At 71.4% G+C, this 14,775-nt stretch carries 17 protein-coding genes; 13 read left to right on the top strand and 4 right to left on the bottom strand.

Annotated elements, in window-relative coordinates; all coding sequences use genetic code 11:
- Nucleotides 1-344 precede the first annotated feature (344 nt).
- From AB0J16_RS37090 to AB0J16_RS37035, 12 genes are all read left to right on the top strand, one after another.
- Nucleotides 345-1,010 (top strand): hypothetical protein, encoded by a 666-nt coding sequence (locus AB0J16_RS37090; RefSeq protein ID WP_358548546.1) that lies wholly within the window; start codon nt 345-347, stop codon nt 1,008-1,010.
- Between the two features lies 1 nt (nt 1,011).
- The gene (locus tag AB0J16_RS37085) at nt 1,012-1,728 is read left to right on the top strand and encodes a hypothetical protein (protein ID WP_357948777.1); all 717 of its coding nucleotides are present in this window, start codon (nt 1,012-1,014) and stop codon (nt 1,726-1,728) included.
- A gap of 85 nt (nt 1,729-1,813) precedes the next feature.
- On the top strand, nt 1,814-3,112 hold the full coding sequence (locus AB0J16_RS37080; RefSeq protein ID WP_358548543.1) for an ATPase, T2SS/T4P/T4SS family: 1,299 nt from the start codon (nt 1,814-1,816) through the stop codon (nt 3,110-3,112).
- Entirely contained in the window at nt 3,109-3,951 is an 843-nt protein-coding gene (locus AB0J16_RS37075) for a type II secretion system F family protein (RefSeq protein WP_358548541.1), read from the top strand. The genes AB0J16_RS37080 and AB0J16_RS37075 overlap by 4 nt, the downstream gene beginning before the upstream one ends.
- 66 nt (nt 3,952-4,017) lie before the next feature.
- A complete protein-coding gene (locus tag AB0J16_RS37070; RefSeq protein WP_358548539.1) occupies nt 4,018-4,938 on the top strand; it encodes a type II secretion system F family protein in 921 nt (306 codons plus the stop codon).
- Nucleotides 4,938-5,159, top strand: a complete 222-nt coding sequence (locus AB0J16_RS37065) for a hypothetical protein (RefSeq protein WP_358548536.1) — start codon at nt 4,938-4,940, stop codon at nt 5,157-5,159. Before AB0J16_RS37070 ends, AB0J16_RS37065 begins: the two co-directional genes overlap by 1 nt.
- Nucleotides 5,160-5,248: 89 nt before the next feature.
- On the top strand, nt 5,249-5,641 hold the full coding sequence (locus tag AB0J16_RS37060; protein ID WP_358548533.1) for a TadE/TadG family type IV pilus assembly protein: 393 nt from the start codon (nt 5,249-5,251) through the stop codon (nt 5,639-5,641).
- The gene (locus tag AB0J16_RS37055; RefSeq protein WP_358548530.1) at nt 5,638-6,102 is read left to right on the top strand and encodes a TadE family protein; all 465 of its coding nucleotides are present in this window, start codon (nt 5,638-5,640) and stop codon (nt 6,100-6,102) included. The genes AB0J16_RS37060 and AB0J16_RS37055 overlap by 4 nt, the downstream gene beginning before the upstream one ends.
- Before the next feature lie 35 nt (nt 6,103-6,137).
- Nucleotides 6,138-6,566, top strand: a complete 429-nt coding sequence (locus AB0J16_RS37050) for a flp pilus-assembly TadE/G-like family protein (RefSeq protein ID WP_358548528.1) — start codon at nt 6,138-6,140, stop codon at nt 6,564-6,566.
- 75 nt (nt 6,567-6,641) lie between these two features.
- Nucleotides 6,642-9,338 carry a BTAD domain-containing putative transcriptional regulator gene (locus tag AB0J16_RS37045; RefSeq protein ID WP_358548525.1) on the top strand — a complete coding sequence of 899 codons (2,697 nt, stop codon included), beginning with the start codon at nt 6,642-6,644 and terminating at the stop codon, nt 9,336-9,338.
- The gene (locus tag AB0J16_RS37040; protein WP_358548523.1) at nt 9,335-9,925 is read left to right on the top strand and encodes a hypothetical protein; all 591 of its coding nucleotides are present in this window, start codon (nt 9,335-9,337) and stop codon (nt 9,923-9,925) included. Before AB0J16_RS37045 ends, AB0J16_RS37040 begins: the two co-directional genes overlap by 4 nt.
- Nucleotides 9,925-10,854, top strand: coding sequence for a hypothetical protein (locus AB0J16_RS37035; RefSeq protein ID WP_358548521.1), 930 nt, complete (start codon nt 9,925-9,927; stop codon nt 10,852-10,854). Before AB0J16_RS37040 ends, AB0J16_RS37035 begins: the two co-directional genes overlap by 1 nt.
- An 8-nt stretch (nt 10,855-10,862) precedes the next feature.
- Here the strand turns inward: AB0J16_RS37035 and AB0J16_RS37030 are convergent, their stop codons facing one another.
- Nucleotides 10,863-11,294 carry a MarR family transcriptional regulator gene (locus tag AB0J16_RS37030; RefSeq protein ID WP_358548519.1) on the bottom strand — a complete coding sequence of 144 codons (432 nt, stop codon included), beginning with the start codon at nt 11,292-11,294 and terminating at the stop codon, nt 10,863-10,865.
- Between the two features lie 90 nt (nt 11,295-11,384).
- On the opposite strand from AB0J16_RS37030, the gene AB0J16_RS37025 reads away from it, so the two are divergent.
- Nucleotides 11,385-12,545 carry an MFS transporter gene (locus tag AB0J16_RS37025; protein WP_358548517.1) on the top strand — a complete coding sequence of 387 codons (1,161 nt, stop codon included), beginning with the start codon at nt 11,385-11,387 and terminating at the stop codon, nt 12,543-12,545.
- A gap of 21 nt (nt 12,546-12,566) precedes the next feature.
- On the opposite strand, the gene AB0J16_RS37020 is transcribed toward AB0J16_RS37025, so the two are convergent.
- The 3 genes from AB0J16_RS37020 to AB0J16_RS37010 are packed head-to-tail and all read right to left on the bottom strand — an operon-like array spanning nt 12,567 to nt 14,760.
- Nucleotides 12,567-12,764, bottom strand: coding sequence for a hypothetical protein (locus tag AB0J16_RS37020; RefSeq protein WP_357948808.1), 198 nt, complete (start codon nt 12,762-12,764; stop codon nt 12,567-12,569).
- Nucleotides 12,765-12,808: 44 nt separating this feature from the next.
- Nucleotides 12,809-13,309 (bottom strand): methylated-DNA--[protein]-cysteine S-methyltransferase, encoded by a 501-nt coding sequence (locus AB0J16_RS37015; protein WP_358548515.1) that lies wholly within the window; start codon nt 13,307-13,309, stop codon nt 12,809-12,811.
- Nucleotides 13,306-14,760, bottom strand: coding sequence for an Ada metal-binding domain-containing protein (locus AB0J16_RS37010; RefSeq protein WP_358548513.1), 1,455 nt, complete (start codon nt 14,758-14,760; stop codon nt 13,306-13,308). The genes AB0J16_RS37015 and AB0J16_RS37010 overlap by 4 nt, the downstream gene beginning before the upstream one ends.
- Nucleotides 14,761-14,775 lie beyond the last annotated feature (15 nt).

Here is a 14,775-nt window from a genome sequence, read left to right as displayed (position 1 = left end):
CGGTAATTACGGCCTGTGGAAAGCGGCTGATTCGGCTGCCCTTTTAGGGTCCAGGAGCCATCGCGCGTTAAGGGAGGGAATGATGTGAGAAAAGGGACGCAAGGGATCGCCCCACGTCAGCAACCTTTAGTTCGCCAAAAAACCCTGCTCTGTCCCGTCATTGCGGCGCTTATCCTGAAAAACCACCCAGGTCAACTCACTGTAAACAATAGGCATTGATTATTTCTTGTTGACACCACGCCACCTGCGAAACGAGCATGGTTCCTCGCATTCCAGCCCCGCCCCCACCGGCGGGTGCACATAATGGCGTGAATTCGACAATTCACAATGGGAGCCCCCCACCCATGAGGACCAGTGAAAAGCCTGCCGTCAACACGGCGGGGTTGTCCGGCCCTGCCTCGCGCAAGCTCCCCGTGCCACCCCGCGAACGCAAACCCGCCCTGGCCGCTCTCGCCGTGCTCCTGATCCTCGGCGGCGCGCTCGCCACGACGCTGCTCGTGCTGCGCAGCGGCGACCGCGTCTCGGCGATCAGGGTCACCCAGCAGATCGGCGCCGGCCAGCAGTTCACCCCGGCCGCGCTCGAAGAGGTGCAGATCGCCAACACCGGCCTCGACTACGTCTCCTGGTCACAGAGGTTCGAGGTGGTCAAGAGCTTCGCGGCCGTCACGATCGTGCCCGGCACCCTGCTGACCCACAACATGGGCGTCAGAGCCAGCAGCGAGCTGGTGCCCGGCAAGGCCAAGGTGGGCCTCTCCCTGAAACCGGGACAGTTCCCAGCGGGCCTGGACAGAAGCCATCGAGTCCAGATCGTGTACGTCCCGGGCCGCACCGACCAGGCGGAAAGCCGCGTACTCGCACAGAGCGCCCTCGTCGAGAGCGTCAGCGACGGCGGCAGAGCCGGCGGATCCATCCTGATCACCGTGATCGTCGACGCCCCGGCGGCGAAGACCATCGTCCAATACGCCTCCAGTGGCGAGATCGCCGTGGCCGACCTGCCCGGAGTAAGTTGACGTGGCGCTGATCGTACTGGCCGCCGACAAAGGCGCGCCTGGTGTGACCACTGCCGCGACGGCCCTCGCGGCGGTGTGGCCGCGTCCCGTACTCCTCGCCGAATGTGACCCCGCAGGGGGCGACCTCGCCTACCGGCTGCCCGCGGCCGACGGCGGCGTGCTCAACCCGGGCAAGGGCCTGCTCACGCTGGCCGCGACCGCCCGGCGCGGCCTGGAGCCCGCGCAGATCCACCAGCACACCCAGAAGATCGTCGGCGGCCTCGACGTGCTGGCCGGGCTCACCCACGGCGAGCAGGCGGCCGGGCTCACCTGGCTCTGGGGTCCGCTGGGCAGGGCGCTGGCCGCCATCCCCAACGCCGACGTGATCGCCGACTGCGGGCGGCTCGGCGGCCATCCGCAGCTCGGCGACCTGATGGCGCAGGCCGAGCAGGTCGTGCTGCTCACCAGGGCCACCCTCGACCACGTCGCCCACCTGCGCGAACGCCTGTCCATCACCAAGGCCCACGGCGTGGCCGTGATCGCCGACCCGCGCAACTACCGTTCCTCGATCGACGACGTACGCAGGATCGTCGGTCCGAGCGTCAAGTTCGTCCACGGTCTCGCGCACGACCCCAAGGGCGCTGAGCTGCTGCGCGGCCAGTGGGGCGGGCGCCTCGACCGCTGTCTGCTCATCCGCACGGCGCGCGATCTCGCGGGACGGTTGGTGAGCAACCTATGAATTTCGGCATGGCATTCAACCTCGCGAGAGGTCCGCTACGTACAACCGGGAGTACGACACGCGTCCTCGCGAAAGTGAGCAGCCCGTGATCGATCACTCCCTGGTCAAGCGCTTCCGCCAAGAAGTCGGCGACCGCCTGGCCCACCAGCGCCGCCTCGACCAGGTCAACGGCCTGGTGTCGATGACCGGCGAAGACGAGCGCCAGTTCGCCAGGGCGCTGATCTCCCAGGTCCTGGAGGAGCACGCGCGCAGCGAGATCGGCCTGGGCCGCACCCCTCCCACGGTCGAGGAGGAGGAGGCGCTGGCGGCCGGCATCCACGCCGCGCTGTTCGGCGTGGGCCGCCTGCAGCCGCTGCTCGACGACACCGAGGTCGAGAACATCGACATCAACGGCTGCGACCGCGTCTTCGTCAGCTACGCCGACGGCCAGGAGCTCATGCGGGAGCCGGTCGCCGAGTCCGACGACGAGCTCATCGAGCTGATCCAGATCCTGGCGGCCTACTCGGGACTGTCGAGCAGGCCCTTCGACACCGCCAACCCGCAGCTCGACCTGCGCCTGCCCGACGGCTCGCGGCTGAGCGCCGTCATGGACGTCACGCTCAGGCCGGCCGTCTCGATCCGCCGCGCCCGTCTGGGCAAGGTGTTCATGTCGGACCTCGTGGGCAACGGCACGTTGAGCCCGGAGGTGGGCAGGTTCCTCAGCGCGGTGGTCGGCGCCCGCAAGAACATCATGATCGCCGGCTCCACGAACGCCGGTAAGACGACCCTGCTCAGGGCCCTGGCCAACGAGATCCAGCCGCACGAGCGCCTGATCACCGTCGAACGCGCCCTGGAGCTCGGCCTCGACCAGTTCCCCGAGCTCCACCCCAACGTCGTCGCCTTCGAACAGCGCCTGCCCAACTCCGAGGGCCAGGGCGAGATCAGCATGGCCGAGCTGGTCAGGAGATCGCTCCGGATGAACCCCAGCCGGGTGATCGTCGGTGAGGTGCTCGGCGACGAGATCGTCACGATGCTCAACGCGATGACCCAGGGCAACGACGGCTCCCTGTCCACCATCCACGCCAACTCCAGCATGGAGGTGTTCAACCGCATCTCCACCTACGCCCTGCAGGCCCGCGAGCGGCTGCCGATCGACGCCACCCACATGCTCATCGCGGGCGCGATCGACTTCGTGGTCTTCGTCGAGAAACGCAACGACTACAGCCGCGGCGGCACGTTGCGGCGCTACGTCTCCAGCATCCGCGAGGTCAACGGCTGCGACGGCCGCGTCCTGTCGAGCGAGGTGTTCATCCCGGGCCCCGACGGCACCGCCCTGCCCCACGCCCCCGTCTCCTGCCTGGAGGAGCTCGCCGCCCACGGATACAACCCCGGAGGCTGGCTGTGATCGACCTCGACCCCCTCGCCCTGCTCGCCGGCGCGCTCGTCGGCGGCGGACTGTTCCTGTTCTTCCTCTCCCTGTACGGCATGCGCGTCCGGCCCGCCCGCCCCAAGCGCGAGCTGCTCAAGACGCTCACCACCCGCACCGCGATCGCCGCCGTGGCCGCCACCCTGGTGCTGGTCGTGACCGGCTGGGCGGTCGCGGCGGTGGGCACGGTGCTGCTGGTGTTCGCCTGGCGCGGCCTGTCGGGCGGCGCCGCCGAGGAACGAGCCGCGATGCGCCGCCTCGAAGGGCTGGCCGCCTGGACGGAGTCGCTACGCGACACGATCGCCGGCGCGGCCGGGCTCGAACAGGCCATCCCGTCGTCGATCAGGGCCGCCGCGCCCACGCTCAAACCGCACCTGCGCGCCCTGGTCGACCGCCTGCACACCCGCATGGCGCTGCCGGAGGCGCTCGCGCTCTTCGCCGACGAGCTCGACGACCCCTCGGCCGACCTGGTGGTGGCCGCGCTGATACTCAACTCCAAGTTGCGCGGACCCGGCCTGCGCGACGTGCTCGGGGCGCTGGCCGTGTCCGCCCGCGAGGAGCTCGACATGCGCCGCCGCGTCGAGGCCGAACGCCGGGCCACCAGGCGCAGCGTCCAGATCGTGGTGATCACCGCGCTGGTCTTCGCCGGGCTGCTCGTCGTCTTCAACCCCTCCTACGTCAGCGAATACCGCGGCCTCCTCGGTCAGGCCGTGCTGGCGGTCGTGGCGGGGCTGTTCGGCGCCGGATTCGCCTGGATGCGGCGACTGGCCCGGTTCGACAAGCCCACCCGCCTGCTCGTAGGAGGCGGCAATGGATAGCAAGCCCACTCGCCTGCTCGTCGGAGACGGTCATGGATAGGGCGGCAATGGAGAGAGGGGGCGGTCATGGTTGAGGGTGTGCTGGCCGGCTGCGTGCTGGGGCTCGGCCTGTTCCTGCTGCTCCGGGCGCTGTTCCCGGCCCGCCCCGGCCTCGTGTCGCGGCTGTTGGCGATCGAGGCCGTCCGCGAGGACGCCGACGCGCCGCGCATCCAGCTGGCCCTGCCCGACGAGGAGGTCTCCGCCTTCCGCCGCGGCCTGGGCGTCCGGCTGGCCCGCCTCTACCACGCGCGGGGGTGGGAGGTCCGGTCGGTCAAGGCCGACCTGGCGCTGGTCGGGCGGTCGTTCGAGGGCTACCTGGCCACGAAGGCGTTGCTCGCGTCGGCCGGGCTGCTGGCGTTCCCGGTGCTGCTCGGCTGGCTGGTGCTGATGGAGTGGGGCACATCCCTGACCATCCCGTTCTGGTCGGCCGTACTCGTGTCGCTGGTCTTCTTCTTCCTGCCCGACGTTCAGGTACGGCGCGACGCGGCGGCCAAGCGGCGTGACTTCCGGCACGTCGTCGGCGCCTTCCTCGACCTGGTCTCGATGAACCTCGCGGGCGGCCGCGGCGTGCCCGAGGCGCTGATGATGGCGGTCTCGGTCAGCGGTGACCAGCCCAACTGGGCGATGTCGCGCATCCGCGAGGCGCTGGCCGGCGCCAGGATCGTCGGCATCACCCCCTGGCAGGCGCTCGGCCAGCTCGGCGAGGAGATCAACGTCGACGAGCTGCGCGACCTGTCCGCCGCGCTCGGCCTGGTCGCCGACGACGGCGCCAAGGTACGCGCTTCCCTGACCGCGAGGGCCGCCACGCTGCGTCGCCGCGAGCTGGCCGAGATCGAGGGCCGCGCCGGTGAGCGCTCCCAGTCGATGCTCGTCGCCCAGCTGCTGCTCTGCGCGGGCTTCGTGATCTTTCTCAGTTATCCCGCCGCTATGAAGATGTTGGGGTCCTAATGAATCATCCCTGGGTCATCTACCTGCAGGCATGCCTCAGCGTGCGTATCCAGCGCGCCCGCAACGCCCCCAGCCGGGGCGCCTCGGCGGTCGAGTGGGTGATCATCTCCGCGATCATCGCCGGCGTCGCCCTCGGCCTGGCCACGCTGATCAAGCAGCTGGTCGAGGGGAAGCAGAACGACCTCCAAACCAGCTTCGGCCAGACCGGCGGGCGCACGTGACAGGTGCCCGGCGCCCGCGCGGGCAGCCTCGGCGACCGAGCCGACCTCCGGGGCGGCGCCGCCGGGCACGACGCGACCGCGGCGCCTCCGTGATCGAGCTCGCCCTGCTGATGCCGGTCATCCTGGCGGTCGTGCTGCTCATCGTGCAGGTGGCGCTCTGGTTCCACGGCCGTCAGGTGGCCGAGGCGGCCGCCAAGGAAGGCGCCAGGGTGGCCAGGTCGGCCCCCTTCGACTCGGGCGACTGGGAGGGCGCGGCCTCCACCAAGGCCACCGACATCGTCCGGGCCATCGGGCCCCGCCTGCTCTCCAACGCCGCGGTCACGACCGCGGAGAAGGAGCCCGACGAGCGCTTCGTCACCGTGACCGGCAGCGCCGTACAGGTCATCCCGCTCCTGCCGGAGCTCACGTTCACGATCACGGCCACCTCGGGCGGTCCCGTCGAGTGCTTCCGCCCGGACGACGGGGGTGACGACTGCGGATGAACCAGAACCGGGTGCGGACGAACCAGAACCGGCTGTGGACGAGCCAGCACCGGCGGCGGATGAGCCAGAACCGGTGGCGTGAGCGCGGCTCGATGGCCGTGGAGACGGTCATGCTGGCGCCCATCTTCTTGCTGTTCCTGATGTTCCTGGCGGGGGCGGGCCGGCTGGTCGAGGCGCAGGGCGAGGTCAACGGCGCGGCACGGGACGCGGCGCGGGCCGCCTCGGTGCGGCGGTCGTTCGGCGACGCGGGCGACGCGGCCGACAGGAGCGTCAAGGCCGCGCTCGACGGGCGGTGCCAGAGCCCGGCGGTGTCCCTCGGCGGCTCCAAGTGGGAGGAGGGCGGCCAGGTGCAGGCCGCGGTCACCTGCGAGCTGGACCTGAGCTTCCTGGGGTTCTCCGGCACCAAGCGGATGACCGGCACCTCGGTGGTGCCCCTGGAGCAGTTCAGGAGGACCGAATGAGCCGCCGTGTCCCTGGAACGGTTCAGGAGCGGCGAATGAGCCGCCGCGACCGCGTGAGCGACCGCGGGACGATGTCGGTCTTCACCGTGCTGTTCTCCGTGGCGGTGTTCCTGCTGGCGGGGCTGCTCGTCGACGGCGGCGGGGCGATCAACGCGCGGCTGCGGGCCGCCGACGTCGCCGAGCAGGCCGCGCGGGCGGGCGCCGACCAGATCGACGCCGACCACCTCCACGAGACGGGCGAGATCCGGCTGCTCGGCGACGGCCAAGTGTGCGACCGGGCCGACGAGGTGATCGCGGCGGCGGGCAGCGCCGACGTGACCAGGGGAACCTGCACCGTCGCGCAGGGACAGGACGGCGTGACCGTCTCCGTGAAGGTGCGGTGGACGGCCTTCTTCCTGCAGGCCATCGGCTTCCCCGGCACCGAGATGGAGGGCGAGGCCACGGCCGGGCCGCAGGCCAGGTGAGCCAGACCGATTCCGCTCACTCGATGGATCAGAACACCACCACGCAGGACCCTGAACACGGAGAAGGGAGAGGCGATGCCGACGCGAGACCCAGCGCGTCCAGCGGGCCGGCCGCGCGGGCCCGGGCAGGCGCCCGTGCGCATCCCGGCCAGGCGGAGCGTGGGCGACGTGCTGGCCGGCCTCGGCGCGCTCGCGGTGCTCGTGGCGATCGTCGGCGGTGTGCCGTACGCGCTGCTCACGTTCGTCGGGCCGCCGATCTCTCCCGAACTGCTCGATCTCGACGTGCTCAACAGCCGCGTGGGGCCGAGCACGATCATGGCCGTCCTGGTGCTGTTCGTGTGGCTGGCCTGGCTGCAGTTCTTCTCGTGCGTGATCGTCGAGGTCTACGCGGGCGTACGCAGGGTGGGCATGCCCGCCAGGGTGCCGCTCTCCGGCGGGTCCCAGGCGCTGGCCAACAAGCTCGTCTCGGCCGTACTCGTGCTGTTCACCGCCGGGGCCATGGTCGTGCCCATCATCAAGCTGGCGGCGCCGCCGCCCACCGCGCCGCCCATGACGACGGTCGCCTACTCCGCGCCGATCGTGGAGCAGCCGGTGCAGGCGCAGGCCACCAAGAAGGTGTACGTGGTCCAGCCGCCCCACGGCCGCCACCACGAGAGCCTGTGGGAGATCGCCGAGAAGTGCCTGGGCGACGGGCGCCGATATCCGGAGATCTACCGGCTCAACCAGCACAAGGAGCAGCCCGACGGCACCCGCCTGCGGATGGCCGACCTGATCAGGCCGGGCTGGGTGCTCGACATGCCCGACGACGCGCGCCACGCGCATGTCGTACCCGTGAACCAGGCGCGGGCCCAGACGCTGAAGCAGCACCCGGCGGGGTCGCACAGCGAACACCGGCGAGTCGCCGACGAGGCGCGCCAGACCTCCAGCGTCAAGCAGGGCCCGGCGCACGCGCGACACGAGACCGGAGCCGAGCAGCCCGTGGTGCAGAGCCCAGGAGTCGACCTGACCGACTACCTGGCCGCCGCGTCGCTGGCCGCGGCCGGTCTGCTGGTCGTGCTGGCCAGGCGGCGGCGCGAGCAGTTGTGGCGGCGCGCGTTCGGCCGCCGCATCGTCCGGCCGCGCGACGACGCGGCCCAGGCCGAGGTAGCGCTGAGGTTGGGCGCCGACGCGCCGGGCACTCGCATCCTCGACATCGGGCTCAGGCTGCTCGGCGCCGAGCTGGCCACGCAGGGCCGTACGCCGCCGACCGTCTACGCCGCCCACCTGTCGCCACGCAACCTCGACCTGTGGATCCACCCGCCTGACGGCGACGCGCCCGCGCCGTGGATCGCCCAGGACGGCGGCCAGGTGTGGCGGCTGGCCGCGCACGAGGGCCGCCTGCTGGAGGAGCAGCCCGGCGGCGCCCCGTACCCCGGGTTGGTCTCGCTCGGCGCCGACGAGAGCGGCCGGGTGCTGATCGACCTGGAGGCGGCGCAGGGCCTGATCAACATCCGCGGCCCGCAGACCACCGCGGCGCTCGCGGCGCTGGCCGTGGAGCTGGCGACCAACCGCTGGTCCGACCGGATGCGCATCACGCTCGTCGGCTTCGGCGACGAGCTGACGGCGATCGCGCCCGATCGGATCAGGGCCGTGGGCAGCCTGGCCGAGGTGCTGCCCGAGCTGGAGGCGACCGCCGCCCCGCGCCAGGAGGTGCTCACCGGGCGCGTCACCGGCAGCCCGCGCGACGCCCACTACCTGTTGTCCGCCGTGGCCCCCACCCATGAGGAGGCGCGCCGCCTGGCGCTGCTCGCCCGCAAGGACACCGCCGGATACGTGGTGACGGGCGACGTGCCGCACGCCACCTGGACCCTGGAGATCACCGAGGACGGCAAGGCGAAGATCGCGGAGCTGGGCTTCGAGGTGACCGCGCAACTGCTGCCGCGCCGCCACTACCAGGCGCTGATCGACCTCTTCCGTACGGCGGAGCAGCTCGACGGCGAGGCGGTGCCCGAGGCGGAGCCGCTGGAGGAGCTGGCGCCGCCCGCGGTGGAGGTCAGGATGCTCGGCCCCATCGAGATCGTCGGCCGCGACCCGCTCGAAGAGGGGCGGATGGCGCTGGCCACCGAGCTGCTGGTCTACCTGGCCACGCATCCCGGCGGCGTGCATCCCGTCGTGCTGGGCGGCGTCCTGTGGCCGCGTGGCGTGCAGCCCATGGTCAGGGACGCCACGATCGCCAGGGTCGTCGACTGGCTGGGCCGCGAGCACCTGCACGTCGACGAGGCGGGCAGGCTGCGGCTGGGGCCCGCGGTACGCACCGACTGGGCGCTCTTCCGCGAGCTGGTCCGCCGCTCGCACGGCGATCCCACGGCGCGGACCGTACTCCTGGAGAAGGCGCTCGGCCTGGTCAGAGGCCCGCTGCTGAGCGGGCGGCCGCTCGGGAGATACGCGTGGCTGGCGGGCGACGACCTTGAGTACGACGTCGCGGCCGGCGTCGCCGACGCCGCCCACCGGCTGTGCGAGCTGCGGCTGGCGCACGGCGAGCCGGACGCCGCGGTCGCGGCCGTACGCGCGGCCCTGCTGCTGGCCACCGACGACGAGGGGCTCTGGCGCGACCTGCTGCGGGCCACGCATGCCACCGGGGACATGCTGCGGCTCCGGACGGTCGTCGAGGGGCTGACCAGGCGCTCGTCCTCCCACCCCTATGGCGGCGGGATGGCGCCCGAGACCGAGGCGCTGATCGACGAGCTGCTGCCGTCGTGGCGTATCCACATAGTGAGGGAGTCGACGGCATGAGGCGGATGGCGGTAATGCTGGCGCTCCTGCTCGCGGCGGGCTGTGGGCCGCCCGACCGGCCGTACACCCCCGGCGACGTGCCGACCCCCGTCACCGGCGAGACCACCGCGGCGCCCGCTCCCACGTCCACCCAGGGCAAGACGGTCGATGTCGGCGACGAGCTGAAGGTCAAGGTGGAGAAGGGACCGTCGGCCGGCGCGCTGCAGCGGCTCTTCGCCGACTACTACGTGGAGCGGTGGAAGGCGGTCGTCACCGGCGACACCGGCTACCTGCGTCATGTCGAGCCGTCGGTGATTCCGCAGGCCGGCGAATGGGTACGCGGGTTCGCCGACCGGCAGGAGTCGGCGCGCGGCGTCGCGCGTCTCTCCAGACTGCGGATCACGTCGGTCATGGGTAAAGGTGCCCAGGTCGACACCTGCGTGGACGAGCGGGGCGTACGCCTCGTCTCCACGCCCACCGGCAAGGCGGTCGCGCCCCAGCCCGACTGGGTGCGCGCTCCTTACCTCCAAACCGTGCTCGCGCATCGCGGCGACGACGGTGTGTGGCGGATCAGGGAATTCCGCCAGGACAAAGAAGGGTGCACCTGATGAACCCCCTGATCCCGGTGCTCATGGCAGGGTCGCTCCTGCTGGCCAACCCCACGCCCGCCCCCCAATCCACCACGGAGGTCAGGACGGGCCAGCACGGCACGACGGCGTTCGTCAACCTCAAGCACTCCGATGTCGTGTTCAGCGGCGATGTGGGCAAGGGCGGCAAGCGCGACGGCTACCGGGTCAAACGGCCCTGCTGGTACGAGCCGGGACTCGACGCCGACGAGATGCTCAAGTTCCAGACGGACTCGAAGACCCAGTTCGCCAGGGTGAAGGCCGACGAGGAGAGTTTCAATAAGTTCGTCCAGCAGTTCAAGGACAAGAAGGGGAAGCCGGGGCGCTGGTGGACGCCCGCCTACGACGCGTCCGACCCCGACGGCGCCACCTGCTGGGCCGGGCTCGAACTGTTCGTCTTCGTGCCGCCGAACGACACGCCGCCCTCCGGGATCACCTTTGAGCAATTGGCCGAGCTCGCGCGGGCGGCGATCACCGTGCCCGAGCCGACGGTCAAGCTGAGCCCGGACGCCAAGAGCTTCGTCAACCTGCCGACGTTCGTGTGGCTCGAAGGCATCGGCCAGCCTCGGCGTACGGCGACCGCGACGCTGCCCGGCGTCATGAGCGCGACCGTGGTCGCCACGCTCCAGGACATCAAGATCGACGCGGGCACCGGCAAGGACCGGGCCGAGGTGCGCGAGCAGTGCGGGGCCACCGGCAAGCCGTACGCCAAGGGGGCCCCGTTCACCTGCGGCGTGCAGTATCTGCGCTCGTCGATCGACCAGCCGCGCCAGGTCTACCAGTTGACCGTGACGACCGTGTGGCCGGTGACGGTTGCGGGCCAGGCGGCGCCGGTCCAGTTCGCGCCGATCGAGGTGGGGGCGACCCGCGACGTGCCGGTGGGTGAGGTACAGAGCAACGTCCGGCCGTAGAGGCTGCCTCAGGCGATGACGGCGGCGAGCGGGGCGAGCTCCGGCAGCTCCGCCGCCTCCGCCAGCACTTCCTTGAGCACGGTGTCGTGTGTGGGGCTCGCCTGGGCGAGCAGCTCGCGGCCGGCCGGGGTGACCTCGGTGTAGATGCCCCTGCGGTCGTCGTCGCACAGGTAGCGGGCCAGCAGCCCACGGTTCTCCAGCCGCGTCACCAGCCGGGTCGTGGCGCTCTGGCTCAGCACGACCGCGCGGGCGAGTTGCTGCATGCGCATGTGCCAGCCGTCCTGGCGGCCCAGCACGTCGAGCACGGTGTACTCGCTCACGCTCAGCTCGTGCTCCTTCTGCAGGGCCCGCTCCAGCCGGTCCTCGATCCTGGCGTGCAGCGCGGCGAGCGTGCGCCAGCCCTGGGCGCGCGCCTCGACGGCGTCATCGGCTAGCGGCATGTGACACCTTCCCGGACAAGGTTGTATGGTCGGTTAGTCGGCGTGTGCAAATAATGTCTACGCTGACTAACGTCGTCTGAGGAGTATTCTATGCCACTCGCCCTGTTCGCCCTCGCGATCAGCGCCTTCGGCATCGGCACCACCGAGTTCATCATCAACGGGCTGCTGCCGGAGCTGGCCGCGGACTTCGCCGTCACGATCCCCGCCGCCGGCCTGCTCGTGTCCGGCTACGCCCTGGGCGTGGCCATCGGCGGGCCGCCACTGACCATGCTCGGCGGCCGGTTGTCCCGCAAGACCATGCTGCTGTCGCTGATGGTGCTGTTCATCGTGGGCAACCTGCTCTCCGCGCTCGCGCCTTCGTACGGTGTGCTCATGGTCGGCCGGTTCCTGTCGGCGTTCGCGCACGGCGCCTACTTCGGCGTCGGATCCGTGGTGGCCGCCGACCTGGTCGCTCCGCAGAAGCGGGCCAGCGCCATCGCGCTCATGTTCACCGGCCTGACCTTGGCGAACGTGCTCGGGGTGCCGCTCGGCACCTGGATCGGGCAGGCGTTCGGCTGGCGGGCGACGTTCTGGGTCGTGGTGGCCATCGGCGTCGCCGGGCTGATCGGCGTGCTCGCCCTGGTGCCCGCCCAGCCGCGGCCCGAGGGCGGCGGGATGCTGCGCGAGCTGGCGACCTTCCGCAAGGGCGGCGTATGGCTGGCGCTGGCCATGACCGTGTTCGGGTTCGCGCCGGTGTTCGCGGTGATCACCTTCATCTCGCCGATCATGACGAGTGTCGGCGGATTCTCCCCTGGCGCCGTGCCGGTCGTCATGGCCCTGTTCGGGGTGGGGCTCGTAGTCGGCAACCTGATCGGCGGCCGGCTCGCCGACCGCGCCGTCATGCCGAGCATCTACGGCTCGGTGGCCCTGCTCACGCTGCTGGGCGTGGTCCTGGCGCTGGTGGCGGGGAACCAGGTCGCGTTCATCGTGACGATCACCCTGTTCGGCGTGGCCGCCTTCGCGACCGTGCCGCCACTGCAGACCCGGGTCCTGGACGCCGCCGCGGGCGCCCCGACGCTGGCCTCAGCGGCCAACATCGGGGCCTTCAACCTGGGTAACGCGATCGGGTCGTTCGTGGCGGGGCTGACCATCGACGCGGGCTTCGGCTACACGGCTCCGGCCTGGACCGCCGCGCTGCTCGGGCTGACCGGGCTGGCGGTGGCGGGACTCGCGGGCGTGCAGGCCCGCCGCCAACTTGTCCCGGCCACCTGACACGGGCTTCGTGGGTTCGGTTCAGCTGAACAGCTCGTCCACGCTCAGCGCGGTCACGGCCCTGACGGTCCAGCGGTCGAGGAGGCTCTGATCCGTGCATGTGCGGATGCGGGCCCGAGCCTCCTCGGGCACCGAGATGTCGCGTGCGTCCAGAAATCCCAGGATCAACTGAGCCGGCGTCCGTTCCGGCTCGCCCCTGTATTCGTGTGCTCCGGCCATCCACCCAATCGTACAGAGCGCTGCCGCGCCATGACGGGGAGTTGCTAGAGCCGGCCGGACTCGTGGGCGAGCAGCCACTCCTTGACCGGTACGCCGTAGTAGTAGCCGCCATAGCCGCCCGAGCCGGGCAGCACCCGGTGGCAGGGGACGAAGGGGGCGATGAGGTTCTGGGAGCAGGCCGACCCGGCCGCGCGGGCCGCCGTCCTGGGCATGCCGGCGCGTTCGGCCAGCTCGGCGTACGTCACCGTGGTGCCCGGCTTGACCTCGCGGAGCGCCTGGTGGAGGCGCTTGCGGGTGGCCGTGCCCGGCTGCTCGACCGGGATGGCGTCCAGGGCCAGGAGGTCGCCGTCCAGATAGTCGCGTACGGCCTGCGCGGCGGCGCCGAGGTCGTCGACCACGTCCAGCCCTTCGGCCTGCAGCGCGGGCGACAGCCGGACGAACATGTCCGAGGGGTCGGCGGTGAAGCCGGCCGCGACCAGTACGCCGTCACGGCACAGCACGGACAGCGGGCCGATCGGGGTCGGCATGACTTGGGCGTCGATCATGATGAGCTCCAGAGATGCAGGGCGGCGTAGGCCCGCCAGGGCCGCCACCGTTCGATGTGGTCGTCGGGAATGCCCAGGCAGGCCATGCGCTTCTTGAGCACCAGGTCGCCGATGGGCCAGGCGTCGGGGTCGCGCAGCGCGCGCAGCGCGACATAGCTGGCGGTCCAGGGGCCGATGCCGGGAACGTCGAGCAGCTCGGCCACGGCCTCACCCGGATCCTGGCCGCCGTCGAGGTCGATCCGGCCCTCGGAGACGGCGATGGCCAGCTCCTTGAGCGTCGCGACGCGGCGGTTGGTGAGCCCCAGCCCCGTGAGGTCCGCCTCGAGCAGCTCCGCGGCGGTGGGGAACAGGTGGGTCAGGCCGGGGCGCTCGGTGAGCCGCCCGGCTCGCTCGACGATCCGGCCGAGCAGGGTGCGGGCGCCCGCGACGGAGATCTGCTGGCCCACGACGGCGCGTACGGCCAGCTCGAAGCCGTCGAACGTGCCCGGCACCCGCAGCCCGGGCCGGGACTCGATGAGCGGGCGCAGCGAGGTCTCGCCCAGCGCGGCCGCGATGGCGTCGGGGTCGGCGTCGAGGTCGAGCAGGCGGCGGCAGCGGGCCACTATGCGGGCCAGCTGCCGGGTGTCGTCCACGGCGACGTCGAGCGCGATGTGACCCGGCTCGGGGGTGAGCGTGATCGTCCCGCCGGGGACGGCCCGGCTGTAGGACGTCGGGCCGGCCACCTCCAGGCCGGGGATCGCGCGCGAGGTCAGGAAGGAGAGCACGCCCGCGATGTCGTACGGCTCCCGCCGGTGCAGGCGCAGCCGGAGCGTCGCGGGCCCGGCCACGACCTCGACCGCCGGCGTCGCGGAAACAGCGGAAACGGAGGGGCCTGAAGGGCCGCCCGCGGTCGCGCGCAGCTCGCTCGGCGTGAACCCGTACGTCTCCCGCATCGTGGCGTTGAACTGCCGCACACTCCCGAACCCGGCCGCGAACGCCACCTCGGTGACCGGCAGCCGCGTCTCGGTCAGCAGCTGCTTGGCCAGCAGCAGCCGCTTGGTCCTGGCCACCGCCAGCGGCCCCACGCCCAGCTCGGCCACGAACAGCCGGTGCAGGTGCCGCTCGGTGATGTGCAGCCGCGTGGCCAGACCCGCCACGCCGCGCTCGTCGGCGGCCCCGTCGTCGATCAGCCGCAGCGCCCGCCCGATGAGGTCACCGCGCAGGTCCCATCCCGGATCGCCGGGGGAGAGCTCCGGGCGGCAGCGCTTGCACGGGCGGAAGCCCGCCGCCTCCGCCGACGCGGCGTGCCGGTAGAACCGCACGTTGCGCGAGGCCGGCGTGCGAGCCGGACAGATCGGACGGCAGTAGATCCGCGTCGAGGTCACCGCCGTGTAGAAGCGCCCGTCGAATCGGGCGTCCCGGGCGGCTACCGCCCGGTAGCAGGAGTCGAAGTCGAGCTCAAGTGGTGACATGACACCGAGCGTATG

It is taken from the genome of Nonomuraea sp. NPDC049750, assembly GCF_040659625.1.
In the GTDB taxonomy this organism is placed as follows: Bacteria; Actinomycetota; Actinomycetes; order Streptosporangiales; family Streptosporangiaceae; genus Nonomuraea.
The sequence above is the reverse complement of the archived record's forward strand: the minus strand, read 5'-3'. Positions and strand labels throughout refer to the sequence as shown.

Bases quoted from the DNA above. Each gene is read 5' to 3' on its own strand.
- AB0J16_RS37090 (WP_358548546.1), top strand. From the start codon at position 345: ATGAGGACCAGTGAAAAGCCTGCCGTCAACACGGCGGGGTTGTCCGGC.
- AB0J16_RS37070 (WP_358548539.1), top strand. From the start codon at position 4,018: ATGGTTGAGGGTGTGCTGGCCGGCTGCGTGCTGGGGCTCGGCCTGTTC.
- AB0J16_RS37065 (WP_358548536.1), top strand. From the start codon at position 4,938: ATGAATCATCCCTGGGTCATCTACCTGCAGGCATGCCTCAGCGTGCGT.
- AB0J16_RS37055 (WP_358548530.1), top strand. From the start codon at position 5,638: ATGAACCAGAACCGGGTGCGGACGAACCAGAACCGGCTGTGGACGAGC.
- AB0J16_RS37050 (WP_358548528.1), top strand. From the start codon at position 6,138: ATGAGCCGCCGCGACCGCGTGAGCGACCGCGGGACGATGTCGGTCTTC.
- AB0J16_RS37045 (WP_358548525.1), top strand. From the start codon at position 6,642: ATGCCGACGCGAGACCCAGCGCGTCCAGCGGGCCGGCCGCGCGGGCCC.
- AB0J16_RS37040 (WP_358548523.1), top strand. From the start codon at position 9,335: ATGAGGCGGATGGCGGTAATGCTGGCGCTCCTGCTCGCGGCGGGCTGT.
- AB0J16_RS37035 (WP_358548521.1), top strand. From the start codon at position 9,925: ATGAACCCCCTGATCCCGGTGCTCATGGCAGGGTCGCTCCTGCTGGCC.
- AB0J16_RS37030 (WP_358548519.1), bottom strand. From the start codon at position 11,294: ATGCCGCTAGCCGATGACGCCGTCGAGGCGCGCGCCCAGGGCTGGCGC.
- AB0J16_RS37025 (WP_358548517.1), top strand. From the start codon at position 11,385: ATGCCACTCGCCCTGTTCGCCCTCGCGATCAGCGCCTTCGGCATCGGC.
- AB0J16_RS37020 (WP_357948808.1), bottom strand. From the start codon at position 12,764: ATGGCCGGAGCACACGAATACAGGGGCGAGCCGGAACGGACGCCGGCT.
- AB0J16_RS37015 (WP_358548515.1), bottom strand. From the start codon at position 13,309: ATGATCGACGCCCAAGTCATGCCGACCCCGATCGGCCCGCTGTCCGTG.
- AB0J16_RS37010 (WP_358548513.1), bottom strand. From the start codon at position 14,760: ATGTCACCACTTGAGCTCGACTTCGACTCCTGCTACCGGGCGGTAGCC.